Raw genomic sequence first — 15,648 nt, 5'->3', positions numbered from 1 at the left:
TTCTTATTTTGAGAATTCTGGAATATACTTAAGGACTTATATAAATTGTAAATGCTTTTAAAAATGTTTACAAAAATTAGGTTACGATACATCAACCACAGCCAGTAGTTGATGTTGTACAAAAAGATAATCAGAAAATACTTGATAAAAAAATTGAAAACCAAAAATTATCTGAAAATCCAGTGCGAAATGTAAAAGACTAGAAAAATTTTTAAATAATCGTTGTTGTAAAAGACAGCGGTTATTTTTTTTATATTACATATAATTTGAATTTTTAAAACAACTTTTTACCCAATAAATTTTATAAAAATATTTGTTTAATTTATTAAATTAGTTCCTTTTTATTATACCTATTTTATATATATCTTTTATAATACCTTTTTAGGTACTCGCAAACAGCGATAAATAAAGGAGCTGAATGTGTTAAAAAACAACTTTTTGGGAAAATAAAGACAACTTTTGGGGAGTATTTCTGAACAATAAAAACACCGACTTTAAATATAGTTGTTAAAATATATTTTATATGATATAATGGCTATGATTGGAGATGATGTCAAATGAATGAAATTGTAAAATATAAAAATGATTTTAATAATCAGGAACTTAGAAAATTTACAGCTGAAGAATTAAATTTATTAATGACAATTCTTCATAAAGTAAGGGATAATGGAACTAAAATTTTAAATTTTTCATTTAATGAGTTAAAAAAACTTATAAGGCTTGAAAAAAATATGACAATAAAAGAATTTTCAAAAACAATAATGAATGTTAATAAAAAGCTGCTTGCATTAAATTACACTTTTCAATCAGAAGAGCTTATAATTCAGTTTGCTCTTTTTCAGGAATTTGTAATAAATACAAAAACACAAAATTTGACAATTGCAGTAAGTGAAAGGTTTAAATTTTTACTAAATGAGTTTGAACCTGGCAATTGGACAAGATTTGAACTGGAAGAGTTTGTCAGATTAAAGTCAAGTTACACCAAAGAGTTTTACAGAAGAATGAAGCAGTTTAGAAGTACAGGCTTTTGGAGCGTTAATTTAGATGAGTTCAAAAGGTTAATGGACATTCCTGTAAATTATCGAATGTGTGATATTGATGTAAAAGTCTTAAAGCCAATACAAAAGGAGCTTAAAGAAAAGTATGGATTAAAAATTCAGAAAACGTATAACACAAAAGGAAGAGGACGTCCTGCCGTGTCAGGCTTCATTTTTACATTTCTGAAAGAAGAACCACAGTCCAGAGAAATTAAGGAAGAGAAAAAAGAAATTAAAACACCTGCCGACTTTTTCATTCACAGAAAAGTCAGAATGATGGACGGAGTAACTGGAATGTTTAACACTTTGACAATAAAGTCAATAAATGAACAAAAGAATGGAATGGTAGTGGTTAAAATTCAGAATGTTGATGACTTTTATGAGCAGGAGTTTGCTTTTAACAGTATGGAACATTTTGAGAACTGGTTTAGAAAATATGTGATATAAAAAGTTCAAAAATGTTAAATACTTGCATTTATTTAGATTACAATTTTTTATTACTTTGGTACTTTTTAATATTATAAATCAATAACAAAAAAGGCTATTTTATAAAACTAACTTTATAAAACAGCCTCAGTATCAACTATTATAAATATTTTTTCTATGCCCTACTTCTAATGCTAACACTACTAAATTTTCATCTTGAATATTTACAATAACTCTGTAATTTCCTATTCTGTATCTCCATTGTCCTTTTCTATTTGCTTTCAATATTTTTCCTTTACTGCGTGGATCTTTTGCAATATTTTCTAAATAAATTTTTATTCTCTTTTTTACAAATTCATCTAGTTTGCTAAAATCTTTTACGAAATGTGGAGTTGGGATTATTTTATATTTTACAGTTCTTCCCATTTTAAAACTTCTCCTCCATTTTTCAAATAGCTTTCATATTCTGATAATCTTAAATCTGCTATTTTGGCATCATATTCATCTTCCAATGAGTCAAACACTTTTGATTTTATTAACTCTGACAATGTAACACCTTCAAATTGTGCCATACTTTGCAAAAATTTTTTTTCCATATCAGACACTTTTAAACTTATAGAAGCCATAATACTCACTCCTTATATTTTATTTTTTTGGTAATACCATTATACTACTTTTTAAATTTTTGTCAATAATTTTTTACCTCAAATTCATTTGTCATTATCAAAAAAGAATCCGGAGCTAAAATTTTAGGAACAATGGCAGGTTATCTTGGAGGATCATATTTGGCTTCTGGAATAAGAAAAGGTGCATCTAAGGGTGCAGGAGCAGTTATTAACACTTTTAAACCCAAGAATCCTGTTACACGAACAACAACCACAGAGAGTAGAGCTACAAGAAAAGGAGCGACAGTTCTTGAAGAAGGATCTGAATCTATAGGAAATATTAATAATAGGACTCATAGCAGTTTAAATAATTCACATAGATCTACAGGGGAAAAAAGTTACACATTAAATTCTGAAAAATCAAATTGGAAATTTAAACCAGAAATTCCAAGAACAGCAGTAAAAAATTCTGAGGGTAATTATACATTAGGTAGAGGTAATGAGTGGAATTTTAATACTAAGTATAAGACTCCTTATATTGAAACTGGAAATAAAAGGAAAGAACTCATATCTTCTAGTTCATCTAAATTATACAGTGTTGTTCCTGAAATGCATGAATTAGATAAGGGAAGATATACTTTTAGACCAAATGAAACTGGATATGTGAAGAATCCAACAGCACAGAATATAACAAATTATATAAATAATACAAATTATTTAGGAACAGGTGGGAAAAAAGGTTCGTTAAACGGATTATACATGTATGTTGTAGATGCCAATAATAATATTATAATTGGAAATCGCGCAATTGGACAGGTTTCTGGTGTTGAAGCAGGAAAAGGATTGCCTCACCCAACTCTAATAGGAGGTTTTGAACCTAAAGTACAAGGTGCTGGAATTGTAACTATTCAAGGTGAGAAAATAATCAAAGTGGATAATGCCAGTGGACATTTTAGACCTGATTCAAGTTCATTAGGTAAAGTTGAAAAATTATTTTTAAATAAAGTCCCAGATAAATATTATGATAGAAAATTTGAGGGATTTGTTCCCTATGAAAAGGAGTGAAATAAATGAAACAAAATTATTTAGGAACTTATGGTGTTTTAAAGGGTTCTTATATGGAATCAAGATTAAAATATTATGATTTTGAGAGTACAAAAAAAGCATACGGAGATCCAACTTCTACAATATTAAAGTGTGTAAGAGATGATGAGAATGAAGAATACATACTAGTAGAATTATTAACAACCAATGAAAAAATGAGAATAAAAAGAGAAGGATATGAACTGACAAGTAAACCAAAATTTGATATAGGTGATAAAGTTAAATTAATTAAATATCCTGATAAAAAAGCAACTGTTAGAAAAATTTATTGGCATGATAAAGATAAAAGAATTTATTATCTTCTTGATGTTGAAAATGATAAAAGAAAAAGTGCAAGCAGATATTATGAAGATGAAAATAAGTTTGAAAAAATATAAGTAATACTATTTCCCATTTAAAAAGTGAATATTTGTTTTAATTATTTGAAAATAAATATTAGGTTTAATCTGCTAAAAAGATTTATAATATATTCGTTATTCAAATGGGGTTTAGTATAAAAAAAGGGATAGTCCAAAATTTTATGTAAACTCAAAATATAATTATGGTACAGGATGGTATTTTTATCATCCTGTTTTTAAATTCTTCGGGAGCACAAATTTTTTATATAAATTCCTAAAATTATAAATGGACACTCCCTTTTTTTATTTATCTTTCCAAAAAGAGAGTGTCCAGAATTTTGTGTAAACTCAAAATATAATATATGGTACAGGATGGTATTTTTATCATCCTGTTTTTAAATCCTTCCTTCAAAATAAATACTTAACTGAGAATATATTTCTCCCCAGCCCGGTATTCTTCCAGTCCATTTCCTTGTTGCTTCCTTTAAACTTAAATATACTGACTTCATCAATGCTTCATCTGTCGGATAAAGTGATTTTGTCTTCGTATACTTTCTTAATTGTCTGTTTAAGCTTTCTATCGGGTTTGTCGTATATATCAGCTTTCTTATCTTTGTATCATATTTAAAGTATGTTGTCAACTCATTCCAGTTACTTCTCCAGGAATTAATTACTGCCATATACTTTTTACCCCATTTTTCTTCTAGTTCATCCAGTTTAAACTCTGCCTGTTCCAGTGTTGGTGCATTGTACATTTCTTTTAAGTCTGATGTAAATTCCCTTACATCTTTGTAAGATATGTATCTTATGCTGTTTCTAATTTGATGAACCACACATTTTTGAATTTCTGTCTTAGGGAACACCGAAGATATTGCTTCGCTGAACCCTTTTAAATTATCAACAGACATAATTAGTATATCCTGAACTCCTCTGTTTTTTAATTCATTTAAAACATTTAGCCAGTACTTGCTTGATTCATTTTCTCCTATCCAAAATCCTAAGACCTCCTTTCGCCCTTCCTTATCTATTCCTATAGCTAAATATACCGCCTTTTTAACAACAACTCCATCTTTTCTTACGCTGTAATGGATAGCATCCATAAAAACTATTGGGTATACATCCTCAAGCTGTCTAGACTGCCATTCCCTAATTTCAGGTATAATTTTATCTGTAATTTTACTGATCATAGATGGCGAAACATCAATTCCATAAAGATTATTGAGATGGTCCTCGATATCTCTATTGCTCATTCCTTTAGCATAAAGAGAAAGAATCTGTCCTTCAATGCCAGTAATTTCTCTTTGATATTTAGGGATGATTTGAGGCTCAAACTCAGCATTTCTATCTCTAGGAATATCTAAATCAAGATTGCCATACTCACTTCTAACAGTTTTCTTGGAATGTCCATTTCTAGCATTAGAAGTAGTCTTATCTTTCATAGAATGTTTAGCATACCCCAGTTCATGCTCAATTTCAGCTTCAAGCATGGTTTGGATAGTACCCGAAAGCAAATCCTTAAGCATATCCTTAATATCATTAGTATCTTTAATATTGTAATCCTCAATCAGTGTTTTAAAAATTTCGTTGTCAATTTTCTTTTTAGTCATAACAAAAACCTCCAAATATTATACAGTTATTTTACCATATATTATTTAGAGGTTTACACAAAAATTTTTACACACCCATTTCTATGATTCACATAAAAAATTTATTATTTCTCTTATTTATAATCAATTAAAAAAATTTCTCTTATTTTTTCTTTTTTATTTTAAGCCGTGTTTTTAGCTCATTCATCCATACAAGAGGATCTTTTGGATTGACAAGCCTTTTTATGTTATCTCTTTTAGTATTTGTATTTGTCCAAATTAATTTTGTAATCGCTCCAGCTCCAATTCCAATAATCGTTTTATTTTCTTCAATCATTTCAATGTTGTAAATGGATTCATAATTTTTTAAGGAATATCCTAAATTTTCACCCCACTGGAAGCTATTTTTCTGACGATACATATAGTAAGGCGTAAGTTCCTTATTTTTAGTAATTTTATCAATTTTTTCAAAAATAGCTTCGTAATCCAGAATGTTGCGGTGTTCATAATTTTCTTTGTTAAGTTTACTCGCATTTTTTATCGCTAAATTATGAATTGTCAAATTTTCCACGTCGTATTTTGCGACTTCGTTCAAGGTATATAAAATATCTTGAGTTGTTTCTTTCGGAAGTCCTAAAATCAAGTCCATATTAATTGAAAGTCCCATTTCTTTAGCTAATTTATAGACTTTGTCAAATTGTTTTCTATCATGGTATCTGTTTACGAGTTTTAGCGTCTTTTCATTAAACGATTGTGGATTAATGCTAATTTTATTCACACCACCTTGTTTTATAACTTGAAGTTTTTTTTGGTTCAAGGTGTCAATTCTTCCAGCTTCAAAAGTAAATTCTTTCAAATAGCTCAGATCGTAGTTTTCTTTTATTGTATCAAGCAATTTTTTTATTTCATCGGCTGATAAAATTGAAGGAGTGCCACCACCAATGTAAATTGTGTTTATTTTTAAATTCAATTCTTGTGTAAGTTTTCCAATCTCTTTAGTTTCTCTGTAAATATCTTTAACATATTCGTCGTATCTAGCGGCATATTTTCCTTTTAGAAGATACGCTGGAAATGAACAGTAAGTGCATTTTGTCGGACAAAAGGCAATTCCAATATAAATTCCGATTGTATCTTTGTCGAAATATTTCTGCTGTTTTTTTACAATATTTATTAGTAACTTTCTTTTTTCATCGCTGACTAAATAAATATCTCTCAAAATTTCTAAAATTTTTTCATAAGAAAGTCCCATTTTTAAAAATCTTCCAACAATTTTTGTAGGTCTGACACCGATTAATGTGCCCCATTTAAAATTTTCTTCTTTTTCAAAAATTTTAAAAAGAGCAGTTTTTAGCATAACTTCCGCTTGGTCAAAATATTTGTCACAAATTTTTTCATAAGAAAAAGTAATCTTTTTTAATATATTTTTTTCTTTAATATTTTTAATTTTGAAATTTTCACAAATTTCAATTTTTATTTCAGAATTTTTGTCATTCTTATAATTCTTTTCTTCTGTCAAAATAGCTATAACATCAATTTTTTCTAGATTTTCAAAAATTTCAAAATAAATATTTTTTTTGGAATTTTTTTTTAAAATATCATATTCTTCGGGTAAAAGAACTCTCACAAATTCTTCCAGTTTATTTTTATTTACTTTAATATTTGAAATAATCATTTTTTATTTTATCACTCCTGTGAAAAATAAAACTAAAATAATAATTCCTAAAATAATTCGGTAATAGCCAAATACTTTAAAATCATGCTTTTTGATATAGTCCATAAATACCTTTATAACGGCATAAGCAAAAATAAACGATAATACAAATCCAAGTCCAATTAAAAACCATTCTTCCATTGTAAGAACATGTCCAATCTTAACTATTTCTAACAAAGTTGCTCCAAACATTGTCGGTATTGCTAAAAAGAATGAAAATTCTGTAGCTAAAACTCTATTTAGTCCTAATAAAACCCCACCAATTATTGTCGCAGCAGAACGAGAAGTTCCCGGAATCATCGCAAGGCATTGAAAAAGCCCAACTCCAAGTGCAACTGGAATTGTCATTTCTTTAATTGATTTTATTTTTTCTTCTTTTTTCTTTCTTGTTTCAATCCAAATAAGTAAAATTCCATAAAAAACAAGCATTATTGAAACAGTTACTGGATTAAAAAATTTTTCTTTAATAACCTTGTTAAATTTCAATCCCAAAATTGTGGCAGGAATAACAGCAATTACAATTTTTATCCACATTGTAATAATATCCATACTTTCTTGTTTTGCGTGACCTTTCGCAAATGGAAATATTTTTTTCCAATAGTAAACAACAACTGATAGAATCGCTCCCAGCTGAATTATTATTTCAAAAGCGTCAACAAATACTTTATTATTAGATAGTTTCAAAAACTGATCGACAATTATCATATGCCCAGTACTGCTAACAGGTACGAATTCAGTAAGTCCTTCAACAAGACTTAATATAAAGACTTTTATAATGCTAAAAATCATATCATTTCCTTTCTAAAAAAATTTTTTATTATGTAAAATTGTAACATTTTTTTGGTAGTTTTACAACTTTAAAAATAAATCTAAAAATTAGGAAAAAAAGGGTTGACAAATTTCTTGAAAAGTGGTAAAATAAATTTGTAATAAGTACAAAAATATATATGATATAAATTTTTGAGGAGTGATAAAAATGTCAAAAACAGTTGAAAAATTAAATCTTTATTTAGCAAATTTAAATGTGTTATACAGAAAAGTTCAAAATTATCATTGGAATATAGTTGGTTCAGGATTCTTTTCTGTTCACGCAAAATTAGAAGAATATTATGATGGATTAAATACACAAATTGATGATGTTGCTGAAAGAATTTTAGCAATCGGTGGTCGTCCTTTAGGAACATTAAAAGACTACTTAGCAGTTTCTACTATCAAAGAAGCTGAAAATAAAGAAATTTCTATTTCTGATGCAATTGCTGATGTAATAAAAGAATTTGAAGCAATGTTAAAATTAGTAAAAGAAGTAAAAGTAGTCGCTGATGAAGAAAATGATTACGGTACATCTGCATTAGTTGATGAATATATCAGTACATACGAAAAAGATTTATGGATGTTGAATGCTTATTTGAAATAGTTTTTTAACAAAATAAATTTTACAAAATTATAAAATATCTATTAATATATTTTTTTAGAGAAAATCTTTTATCGATTTTCTCTTTTTTTCAAAAATATTAAATTTTATTTTGTTATTGGTAGAGTAAAATATTTAGATGGTAAGTAAAATAATATTTTGTAATTGAAAATAAATTAAAATTAAAAATCCGTTCTTAAAATTTTCACTCTGTTTTTTATTTGGAATATAAAAAAATCATGACTTTAATAAAAAAATCAATTTCCAAATCTTGAAAAACATAGAGAAATATGTTATTATAATGTGAATGATAAAAATAAATAATCATAGTTATACATAGAAAGGAGAAAAATAAATAATGGCAAAAAAAGATTTACATCCTGCTTACAACTTTGTAGTGTTTGAAGATACAAGTAATGGAGAAAAATTCTTAACAAAATCAACTAAAACTTCTAAAGAAACAACTACTTTTGAAGGAAAAGAATATCCTGTAATAAAAGTTGCAACAAGTTCAACTTCTCATCCATTCTTTACTGGAAAATCTAAATTCGTTGATGAAACTGGAAGAGTTGATAAATTTAAGAAAAAATATAATTTATAATTTTAATTATAAGAGAATTAGAAGCAGAGGTTTTTTACTCTCTGTTTTTTTTTGAATTTTCTAGAAAATATTGAAAACTAGGAGAAAATAAATGGAAAAACCAATAAAATATGAATTGGAAAAAAAGGATAAAAATGCCAGAGCGGGCGTGATTTCAACGCCTCATGGGAAAATTAAAACTCCAGTATTTATGCCAGTTGGAACTCAGGCTACCGTCAAAGCGATGACAAATGAGGAACTAAAAGAAATTAATTCTCAAATAATTTTGGGAAATACTTATCATTTGTATTTAAGACCAGGAGATAAATTGGTAAATGATTTTGGAGGACTGCACGGTTTTATGAATTGGGATAGACCGATTCTTACGGATAGTGGCGGATTTCAAGTTTTTAGTTTAGGAGATTTGCGGGATATAAAAGAAGAAGGAGTCAATTTTCGTTCGCATATAGACGGCTCAAAACATTTTTTGTCGCCAGAAAAATCTATTGAAATTCAAAATAACTTGGGAAGCGACATTATGATGGTCTTAGATGAGTGTCCACCAGGGTTGTCTTCACGAGAGTATTTAATTCCATCAATTGAACGGACAACCAGATGGGCTAAAAGATGCATAAAAGCTAATAGAAATAAGGATACACAGGGGCTTTTTGCAATTGTTCAGGGCGGAATTTATGAGGATTTGAGAAATAAAAGTTTTGATGAGTTATTTGAGATGGATGATGATTTTTCTGGATATGCAATTGGAGGACTTGCAGTTGGAGAGCCGAGAGAAGATATGTACCGGATTTTAGAATACATCACGCCAAAGTTGCCACAGGATAAACCTAGATATTTGATGGGTGTTGGAGAGCCGGTGGATATGTTAGAAGCTGTGGAATCTGGAATAGATATGATGGATTGCGTTCAGCCAACAAGACTTGGGAGACATGGGACAGTTTTTACAAAATATGGAAGACTTGTTATAAAAAATTCAGCTTATTCAAGAGATGATAGACCACTTGATGAGGGCTGCGACTGCTATGTGTGTAAAAATTATACAAGAGCTTATATAAGACATCTTTTCAAAGTTGGAGAAATTTTGGGACAAAGACTCGCGACTTATCACAATCTGCACTTTTTGTTAAAGTTGATGGACGACGCTAGAAATGCTATTTTAAATGAAAGATTTCAAGAGTACAAAGAGGAGTTTTTGAAAAATTATTCAATGGGAAAAGAGAGTGAATGGATAAAGCCCAGAATTTTTGGAAATCCGACTATTGTGAAAAAAGGGAAAAATGGAGTTATGGTGTAAAATAAAAAAAGAAGAGTTTGTATAAAAATTCTTCTTTTTTTGTTATTGACTTTAGTCAGTTGAGTACGCAAAGCGTGCGAAACATAAAACCACCTGCTATGCGGGTGCGGAAACGTAAGTTTGCAACAAAATACACCTTCCGTTATAATAGAGTTGTTCAAGCTACTATTAATGAAAGGAAGGTGTTTATATGGCTAATAAAACTAATAGCCTGTCTCATACTAAATGGATGTGTAAGTATCATATAGTATTTACACCTAAGTATAGACGAAAAATTGTATATAGTCAATACAGAAAAAGTGTGGGAGAAATTTTAAGAAGATTATGTGAATATAAAGGAGTTGAAATAATAGAAGGACATCTGATGAAAGATCACGTGCATATGCTGGTAAGCATACCACCAAAAATAAGTGTATCAAGTTTTATGGGATATCTGAAAGGGAAAAGTGCATTGATGATGTTTGATAAGCATGCAAACTTAAAATATAAATTTGGAAACAGACATTTCTGGTCAGAAGGATATTATGTAAGCACAGTAGGCTTAAATGAAGCAACAATAAAAAAATATATAGCCGAACAGGAGAAACATGATATAGCGATGGACAAATTAAGTGTAAAGGAATATGAAGACCCTTTTAAGGGTAGCAAGTAGTACGGATACCTCTTTAAGAGGTAGCAACGAGTCAAATACAACAGTAGCTTGAACGAAGGTCAAGTATCGTCTTTAGGCGAAGTAGGAGACCCGACGGCTTATAGCCGTAGAGCAAGCCACCCTTTTGAAGGGTGGTCTTGACTAATTCTTTTAAATTTTTTAATTATTTCAGTTAGTAAAAAGATCAAATTAAATTATGTAAAATTACTTATTTATTAAAAAATTTTTTTAATTTAACTTTTTATAAATTTTCTACAAAATATCATTTATTGAATAGTCAGAATAAATAATTTTTCCTTCGTTAAGCAATTTTTTTAATTTGATTTTTTCCTGGAAAGGCAGATATTTTATGTAAATATTTTTGGGATTTAATTTTTTTCTATCTTTTTTTGATAAATTTTCAAGAAAAATAATATTTTTTTTGATTTTAATATCCGTTGAAATTTCTGCAATATTTTTTCTTTCCATTTCTTTTTCTGAAAAATTTAGCCTTTTTAAAAATTCGCCGTCGTTTAAAATTATACAAAATTTTTCTTTAATTTTGTCATCTTCATCTTTTTCAATTTTATATTCAATTTGTTTAATTTCGTTGTATTTAATTTTTTTTAGTTCTTCATTTATTTCAAAATTTTTGTTATTTTCATTTTTCAAATCTTTAATTTCATCTTCTGCGGAAACTGTTTCCAAATTATTTTTCTTTTTGTCAGAAAAACTAATATTTTTAGGAACGAAATCATAAAAAACAGTAAATGGATGGTCATTTTCATATTTTTCATTTATTTCAAAATATTCGTTGATAAAAGGCTCGTTGTAGTCAAAATCATCTCTACTTTTTACTACAATTTGACTTTTTTTGGAAGTCATTTTCTTGTAATAAATTCCGATTGTAAGCAAAAATATTTTGAAATCTGACATTTCATATTTAAATTCTTCTTTTTTATTAAAAAAATTTTTTATAATTAAGTTTTTATCATGTTTAAAAATTTGTGCGAGCAATGTCTTTGTCTGAGTGTTATATTCCATTTTTCCAATTAAAAAATCTTTTATTTTTTTAAAAATTCCCGCATCTTCGTACTCATAACACTTAAATTTGTAATTTCTTTTTATCAAAATTTCAACTATTTTGTTGTTTTCAGTTTTTCTTATGTTTTCAATTTCAACCGAAAATTTCCAATTATAATATTTATTTAATAGTAAGAGCATATTTGAGATATTGTAATCCAGTCGCCCTATAATTTTTCTTCCACAAAAAAGTTCTATTTGATCAAAATTTGCTTTCATTTTTATTTTTTTATCTTCTTCCCAGTCAACATTCGTATAAAAAATTGATTTTAGTGGGAATGAAGTGTTGAATAATGAATGGTAATAGAGCAAAGTTTCGTCTTTCATTTTGGATGGTTTGACATCTTCAATATACACTTTTGTATAAAATCTGTTTTGATACATTTCAGTTTTCAATTTAAAAACAATGTCATAAATTAAATTTTTGTTTAAATCTTTAAAATATTCTCCCGAATTAAACCAAACTGCATTTTTATTAGAAAATCCCTTTTGTTTAAGATCAAGCATAATATGATTTCTATTTTCTCCAATAAATTTAATGTTTTCAAAAAGAACATTATTTGTTCTGAAAGTCGGCGTAGGATTTCCAAATCCAAATGGTTTTAACTTTTCTGTCAGTTGAAAAAATTCGTACGAAATTTTTTGTATTGGAATTTGCTTGTCAATTTCAATAATTTTCACAAAATCGTTTTTTGTCAATTTAGTTTTTGCAAATTTATTTACTTTTTTTTGAAATAGTGGAATATTTTTTATTGGAAGAGTAAATCCAGCAGCACCTGAGTGTCCTCCAAATTTCAAAAATAATTCTGGCATTGATTGAAGCGCTTCCAAAATATTAAAGTTTGCAATACTTCTGCATGAACCGACCGCAACTCCCTCATCTTCTTTTACTTCCATTATTATTACAGGCTTATAGTATTTATCGACAATTTTGGAAGCTGCAATTCCAATTACACCGTGATGATATTCAGGTGAATAATCCACAATTACAAAGTCGTTTGAAATATCGGTTTTTTCAATTTTATTTTCTATTTTTTCCACAATTTTATTTTGCAGTTCTTTTCTCTCAAAGTTTCTATTGATGAGCTCTTTTACGATTACTTCAATTTCTCTGTCATTATCTGAAATCAAAAGTTTTACAACCATTTTTGCATCTGTGAGCCTACCTGCCGCATTAAATACGGGTGCTATTATAAATCCTACATCATAAGTTGTGTATTCAATTTTTTCAGTATTTTGCTGATTTGAAAAAAATAATTTATAAAGTAAAAATTTTAACCCTTTATGTCTTGTGTGAAATAATTGTTCCAATCCGAATTTTGTAAAAATTCTATTTTCATCTGTAAGAGGAACAATATCTGCGACCGTCCCAATTGCCACTAAATCTAAATATTTATTGGTATCTTCTTTTTTTCCAGCTCTTTCAAAAAGAGAAATCATAACCATAAAAATAGTTCCAACTCCAGCCAAAAACTCAAAAGAAAAACTATTTTCCTTTCTTTTGGGATTAATAACTGCCAGAGCTTCTGGAATTCTTCCACCGTTTAGATTGTGGTGATCGGTAATTATTATTGGCAAATCTATTGAATTGGCAAATTCAACTTCAGAAAACGCGGTAATTCCGCAGTCAACTGTAATTATCAAATCCGCTCCTGAATCTTTTATTTTTTTTAGCGCTTCATTATTTAACCCATAACCCTCATCTCGAATGGGAATATAATAATTAACATTTTCCGCTCCAAGTTCTTTTAACGCCAAATACAAAACTGAAGTGGAAGTGATGCCATCAACATCGTAATCCCCATATATCCAAATATTTTTCTGCTTCAAAATCGCTTTTTCAATTTCAATCACAGCTTTTTCCATATCGCAAAGTCCCAAGGGATCCTCAATATCTTTTAAATTGGGATTAAGAAATTTTTTAATTTTTTCTTCTGAATCAATTCCCCTTGAATAAAGAATTTGTAGAATATCTTGATCAATCGAAAATTTTTTCGCTTCATTTTGATTTGCTCTTTTAATTTTTATTTTTTTTGAATTTTTTCTTTCATCATTTCCACTTTTTTTTATGTATTCTTTTTCCTGACGTGGACTAGGAATAATCTTTGAACGCCATCTAGTATTTCTCATTTTTTTCTCCTCTTTTAAAATTTCCCCCATTAATTTGTGTAAAGTGTTTTTGGGAATATAAAAACTTTACTTTTATATTTTACCACATTTTTAAATTTATTTAAAATTATATGTTATAATTAATAGATTTTTTTGGATATATTTATAAAATTTTTTTTACTTCTCATTTTTGATAGTCATGATAACAAAAAATCTAACCTATACATTGTTTTTAAAGAGATTGAGATAATTATATTTTTTACGAAAATTTGTGTAGCGCTTTATATATTTTTAAATATGAGACATTACGCAGAAAAGTTTAAACTATTGACATAGAAAAGTAAGAAATTACAAGAGTTTGAATAGGTTTTTGAAAAATGGAACTGTTAAAAATGGAGACAAAGTAAAACTTTGTGTGATAAATAACTTGAAAATTAGATTAAAGAGTGATATAATTTTAGTGGAAAATAAAATAATAAGTATAATAAATTTAGGAGGCACTGATGGCTAAGAAAACTTTAAAAGATTTAGACGTAAAAGGAAAAAAAGTATTAGTAAGAGTTGATTTTAACGTACCTATAAAAGACGGAGTTGTTGGAAATGATAATAGAATTACTGCGGCACTGCCAACATTAAATTATATTTTAGACAACGGTGGAGCAGTAATAGCTTTTTCTCACCTAGGAAAAGTTAAGACTGAAGAAGATAAAGTTTCAAAAACTTTGGCACCTGTTGCTAAAGTATTGGCGGAAAAATTAGGAAAACCAGTTAAATTTGTGCCTGTAACAAGAGGGCCTGAATTAGAAAAAGCGGTTGCAGAATTGAAACCTGGAGAAATTTTAATGTTTGAAAACACTAGATTTGAAGATTTGGATGGTAAAAAAGAATCTAAAAATGATCCTGAATTAGGAAAATACTGGGCATCACTTGGAGATGTATTCGTAAATGATGCATTTGGAACTGCTCACAGAGCTCACGCTTCAAATGTAGGAATTGCATCAAACATTAAAGAATCAGCAGTTGGATTCTTAATTGAAAAAGAAATTAAATTCATTGGAGGAGCTGTTGATAATCCTGAAAGACCATTAGTAGCTATCTTAGGTGGAGCAAAAGTTTCTGATAAAATCGGAGTTATTGATAACTTGTTAGAAAAAGCTGATAAAGTAATTATCGGTGGTGGAATGATGTTCACTTTCTTAAAAGCTTTGGGTAAAAACACAGGTTCTTCATTATTGGAAGCTGATAAGGTAGATTTAGCTAAATCATTAATCGAAAAAGCTAAAGCAAAAGGTGTTGAATTATTGTTACCAGTGGATGCTGTTGTAGCTCAAAAATTTAGCAACGATGTACCATTCAAAACAGTTTCAGTTGACGAAATTGAAGATGGATGGATGGGATTAGATATAGGTGAAAAGTCAGTAGAATTGTTCAAAAAAGCATTAGAAGGCGCTAAAACAGTAGTATGGAATGGACCTATGGGAGTATTTGAAATGTCTAACTTTGCCAAAGGAACAATTGGTGTATGTAAAGCAATTGCTGAATTAAAAGGTGCTAAAACAATTATTGGTGGAGGAGATTCTGCGGCAGCGGCAATTCAATTGGGATTTGCTGACAAATTCTCTCATATTTCAACAGGTGGTGGAGCTTCATTGGAATACTTAGAAGGAAAAGTATTACCAGGTGTGGCAGCTATTTCTGAAAAATAAGATGCAATG

At 28.6% G+C, this 15,648-nt stretch carries 15 protein-coding genes; 9 read left to right on the top strand and 6 right to left on the bottom strand.

Features of this window, described 5'->3' with window-relative positions:
• Positions 1-557: 557 nt before the first annotated feature.
• Positions 558-1,484: a replication initiation protein gene (locus AXF11_RS04520; RefSeq protein WP_068155338.1), complete on the top strand. Its 927-nt coding sequence runs from the start codon at positions 558-560 to the stop codon at positions 1,482-1,484.
• Between the two features lie 132 nt (positions 1,485-1,616).
• Here AXF11_RS04520 and AXF11_RS04515 read toward each other — a convergent pair whose 3' ends face one another.
• Both AXF11_RS04515 and relB read right to left on the bottom strand, forming a co-directional pair.
• Positions 1,617-1,889: a type II toxin-antitoxin system RelE family toxin gene (locus tag AXF11_RS04515; RefSeq protein WP_068155336.1), complete on the bottom strand. Its 273-nt coding sequence runs from the start codon at positions 1,887-1,889 to the stop codon at positions 1,617-1,619.
• Positions 1,874-2,089: a type II toxin-antitoxin system RelB family antitoxin gene (gene relB / locus AXF11_RS04510; protein WP_006806162.1), complete on the bottom strand. Its 216-nt coding sequence runs from the start codon at positions 2,087-2,089 to the stop codon at positions 1,874-1,876. The genes AXF11_RS04515 and relB overlap by 16 nt, the downstream gene beginning before the upstream one ends.
• Positions 2,090-2,248: 159 nt before the next feature.
• Between relB and AXF11_RS04505 the strand changes: the two genes are divergently transcribed.
• Together AXF11_RS04505 and AXF11_RS04500 are read left to right on the top strand one after the other, a co-directional pair.
• Positions 2,249-3,133 carry a hypothetical protein gene (locus AXF11_RS04505; protein WP_197416849.1) on the top strand — a complete coding sequence of 295 codons (885 nt, stop codon included), beginning with the start codon at positions 2,249-2,251 and terminating at the stop codon, positions 3,131-3,133.
• A gap of 5 nt (positions 3,134-3,138) precedes the next feature.
• Positions 3,139-3,549: a hypothetical protein gene (locus AXF11_RS04500; protein WP_068155332.1), complete on the top strand. Its 411-nt coding sequence runs from the start codon at positions 3,139-3,141 to the stop codon at positions 3,547-3,549.
• A 356-nt stretch (positions 3,550-3,905) separates the two neighbouring features.
• Here the strand turns inward: AXF11_RS04500 and AXF11_RS04495 are convergent, their stop codons facing one another.
• The 3 genes from AXF11_RS04495 to AXF11_RS04485 all read right to left on the bottom strand — a co-directional run bounded on the left by AXF11_RS04495 (position 3,906) and on the right by AXF11_RS04485 (position 7,596).
• Positions 3,906-5,117, bottom strand: a complete 1,212-nt coding sequence (locus AXF11_RS04495; RefSeq protein WP_068153993.1) for an IS256 family transposase — start codon at positions 5,115-5,117, stop codon at positions 3,906-3,908.
• A 142-nt stretch (positions 5,118-5,259) separates the two neighbouring features.
• Positions 5,260-6,768 carry a coproporphyrinogen III oxidase gene (locus tag AXF11_RS04490; protein ID WP_068155330.1) on the bottom strand — a complete coding sequence of 503 codons (1,509 nt, stop codon included), beginning with the start codon at positions 6,766-6,768 and terminating at the stop codon, positions 5,260-5,262.
• A 3-nt stretch (positions 6,769-6,771) separates the two neighbouring features.
• Positions 6,772-7,596 carry an undecaprenyl-diphosphate phosphatase gene (locus tag AXF11_RS04485; protein ID WP_068155328.1) on the bottom strand — a complete coding sequence of 275 codons (825 nt, stop codon included), beginning with the start codon at positions 7,594-7,596 and terminating at the stop codon, positions 6,772-6,774.
• 187 nt (positions 7,597-7,783) lie between these two features.
• Between AXF11_RS04485 and AXF11_RS04480 the strand changes: the two genes are divergently transcribed.
• The 4 genes from AXF11_RS04480 to tnpA all read left to right on the top strand — a co-directional run bounded on the left by AXF11_RS04480 (position 7,784) and on the right by tnpA (position 10,762).
• Positions 7,784-8,221 carry a Dps family protein gene (locus AXF11_RS04480; protein ID WP_068155326.1) on the top strand — a complete coding sequence of 146 codons (438 nt, stop codon included), beginning with the start codon at positions 7,784-7,786 and terminating at the stop codon, positions 8,219-8,221.
• A gap of 355 nt (positions 8,222-8,576) precedes the next feature.
• Positions 8,577-8,819, top strand: a complete 243-nt coding sequence (locus AXF11_RS04475; RefSeq protein WP_068155324.1) for a type B 50S ribosomal protein L31 — start codon at positions 8,577-8,579, stop codon at positions 8,817-8,819.
• 91 nt (positions 8,820-8,910) lie between these two features.
• Positions 8,911-10,110: a tRNA guanosine(34) transglycosylase Tgt gene (gene tgt / locus AXF11_RS04470; RefSeq protein WP_082729381.1), complete on the top strand. Its 1,200-nt coding sequence runs from the start codon at positions 8,911-8,913 to the stop codon at positions 10,108-10,110.
• Between the two features lie 190 nt (positions 10,111-10,300).
• Positions 10,301-10,762: an IS200/IS605 family transposase gene (gene tnpA / locus AXF11_RS04465; RefSeq protein WP_068154106.1), complete on the top strand. Its 462-nt coding sequence runs from the start codon at positions 10,301-10,303 to the stop codon at positions 10,760-10,762.
• A gap of 252 nt (positions 10,763-11,014) precedes the next feature.
• On the opposite strand, the gene recJ is transcribed toward tnpA, so the two are convergent.
• Positions 11,015-13,954, bottom strand: a complete 2,940-nt coding sequence (gene recJ / locus AXF11_RS04460; protein WP_068155322.1) for a single-stranded-DNA-specific exonuclease RecJ — start codon at positions 13,952-13,954, stop codon at positions 11,015-11,017.
• Positions 13,955-14,303: 349 nt separating this feature from the next.
• Here recJ and AXF11_RS10715 point away from each other — a divergent pair, with 349 nt between their 5' ends.
• Both AXF11_RS10715 and AXF11_RS04455 read left to right on the top strand, forming a co-directional pair.
• On the top strand, positions 14,304-14,444 hold the full coding sequence (locus AXF11_RS10715; RefSeq protein ID WP_197416848.1) for a hypothetical protein: 141 nt from the start codon (positions 14,304-14,306) through the stop codon (positions 14,442-14,444).
• Positions 14,437-15,639: a phosphoglycerate kinase gene (locus tag AXF11_RS04455; protein ID WP_068155320.1), complete on the top strand. Its 1,203-nt coding sequence runs from the start codon at positions 14,437-14,439 to the stop codon at positions 15,637-15,639. Before AXF11_RS10715 ends, AXF11_RS04455 begins: the two co-directional genes overlap by 8 nt.
• Positions 15,640-15,648: the final 9 nt, after the last annotated feature.

Source organism: Leptotrichia sp. oral taxon 847 (assembly GCF_001553645.1).
Taxonomy (GTDB): domain Bacteria; phylum Fusobacteriota; class Fusobacteriia; order Fusobacteriales; family Leptotrichiaceae; genus Leptotrichia.
Note: the sequence above shows the minus strand (reverse complement) of the source record. Positions and strands in the feature narration are given on the sequence as shown.

Bases quoted from the DNA above. Each gene is read 5' to 3' on its own strand.
- tgt (WP_082729381.1), top strand. From the start codon at position 8,911: ATGGAAAAACCAATAAAATATGAATTGGAAAAAAAGGATAAAAATGCC.
- tnpA (WP_068154106.1), top strand. From the start codon at position 10,301: ATGGCTAATAAAACTAATAGCCTGTCTCATACTAAATGGATGTGTAAG.
- AXF11_RS04475 (WP_068155324.1), top strand. From the start codon at position 8,577: ATGGCAAAAAAAGATTTACATCCTGCTTACAACTTTGTAGTGTTTGAA.
- relB (WP_006806162.1), bottom strand. From the start codon at position 2,089: ATGGCTTCTATAAGTTTAAAAGTGTCTGATATGGAAAAAAAATTTTTG.
- AXF11_RS04490 (WP_068155330.1), bottom strand. From the start codon at position 6,768: ATGATTATTTCAAATATTAAAGTAAATAAAAATAAACTGGAAGAATTT.
- AXF11_RS04480 (WP_068155326.1), top strand. From the start codon at position 7,784: ATGTCAAAAACAGTTGAAAAATTAAATCTTTATTTAGCAAATTTAAAT.
- AXF11_RS04520 (WP_068155338.1), top strand. From the start codon at position 558: ATGAATGAAATTGTAAAATATAAAAATGATTTTAATAATCAGGAACTT.
- AXF11_RS04485 (WP_068155328.1), bottom strand. From the start codon at position 7,596: ATGATTTTTAGCATTATAAAAGTCTTTATATTAAGTCTTGTTGAAGGA.
- AXF11_RS04515 (WP_068155336.1), bottom strand. From the start codon at position 1,889: ATGGGAAGAACTGTAAAATATAAAATAATCCCAACTCCACATTTCGTA.
- AXF11_RS04455 (WP_068155320.1), top strand. From the start codon at position 14,437: ATGGCTAAGAAAACTTTAAAAGATTTAGACGTAAAAGGAAAAAAAGTA.
- AXF11_RS04495 (WP_068153993.1), bottom strand. From the start codon at position 5,117: ATGACTAAAAAGAAAATTGACAACGAAATTTTTAAAACACTGATTGAG.
- recJ (WP_068155322.1), bottom strand. From the start codon at position 13,954: ATGAGAAATACTAGATGGCGTTCAAAGATTATTCCTAGTCCACGTCAG.
- AXF11_RS04500 (WP_068155332.1), top strand. From the start codon at position 3,139: ATGAAACAAAATTATTTAGGAACTTATGGTGTTTTAAAGGGTTCTTAT.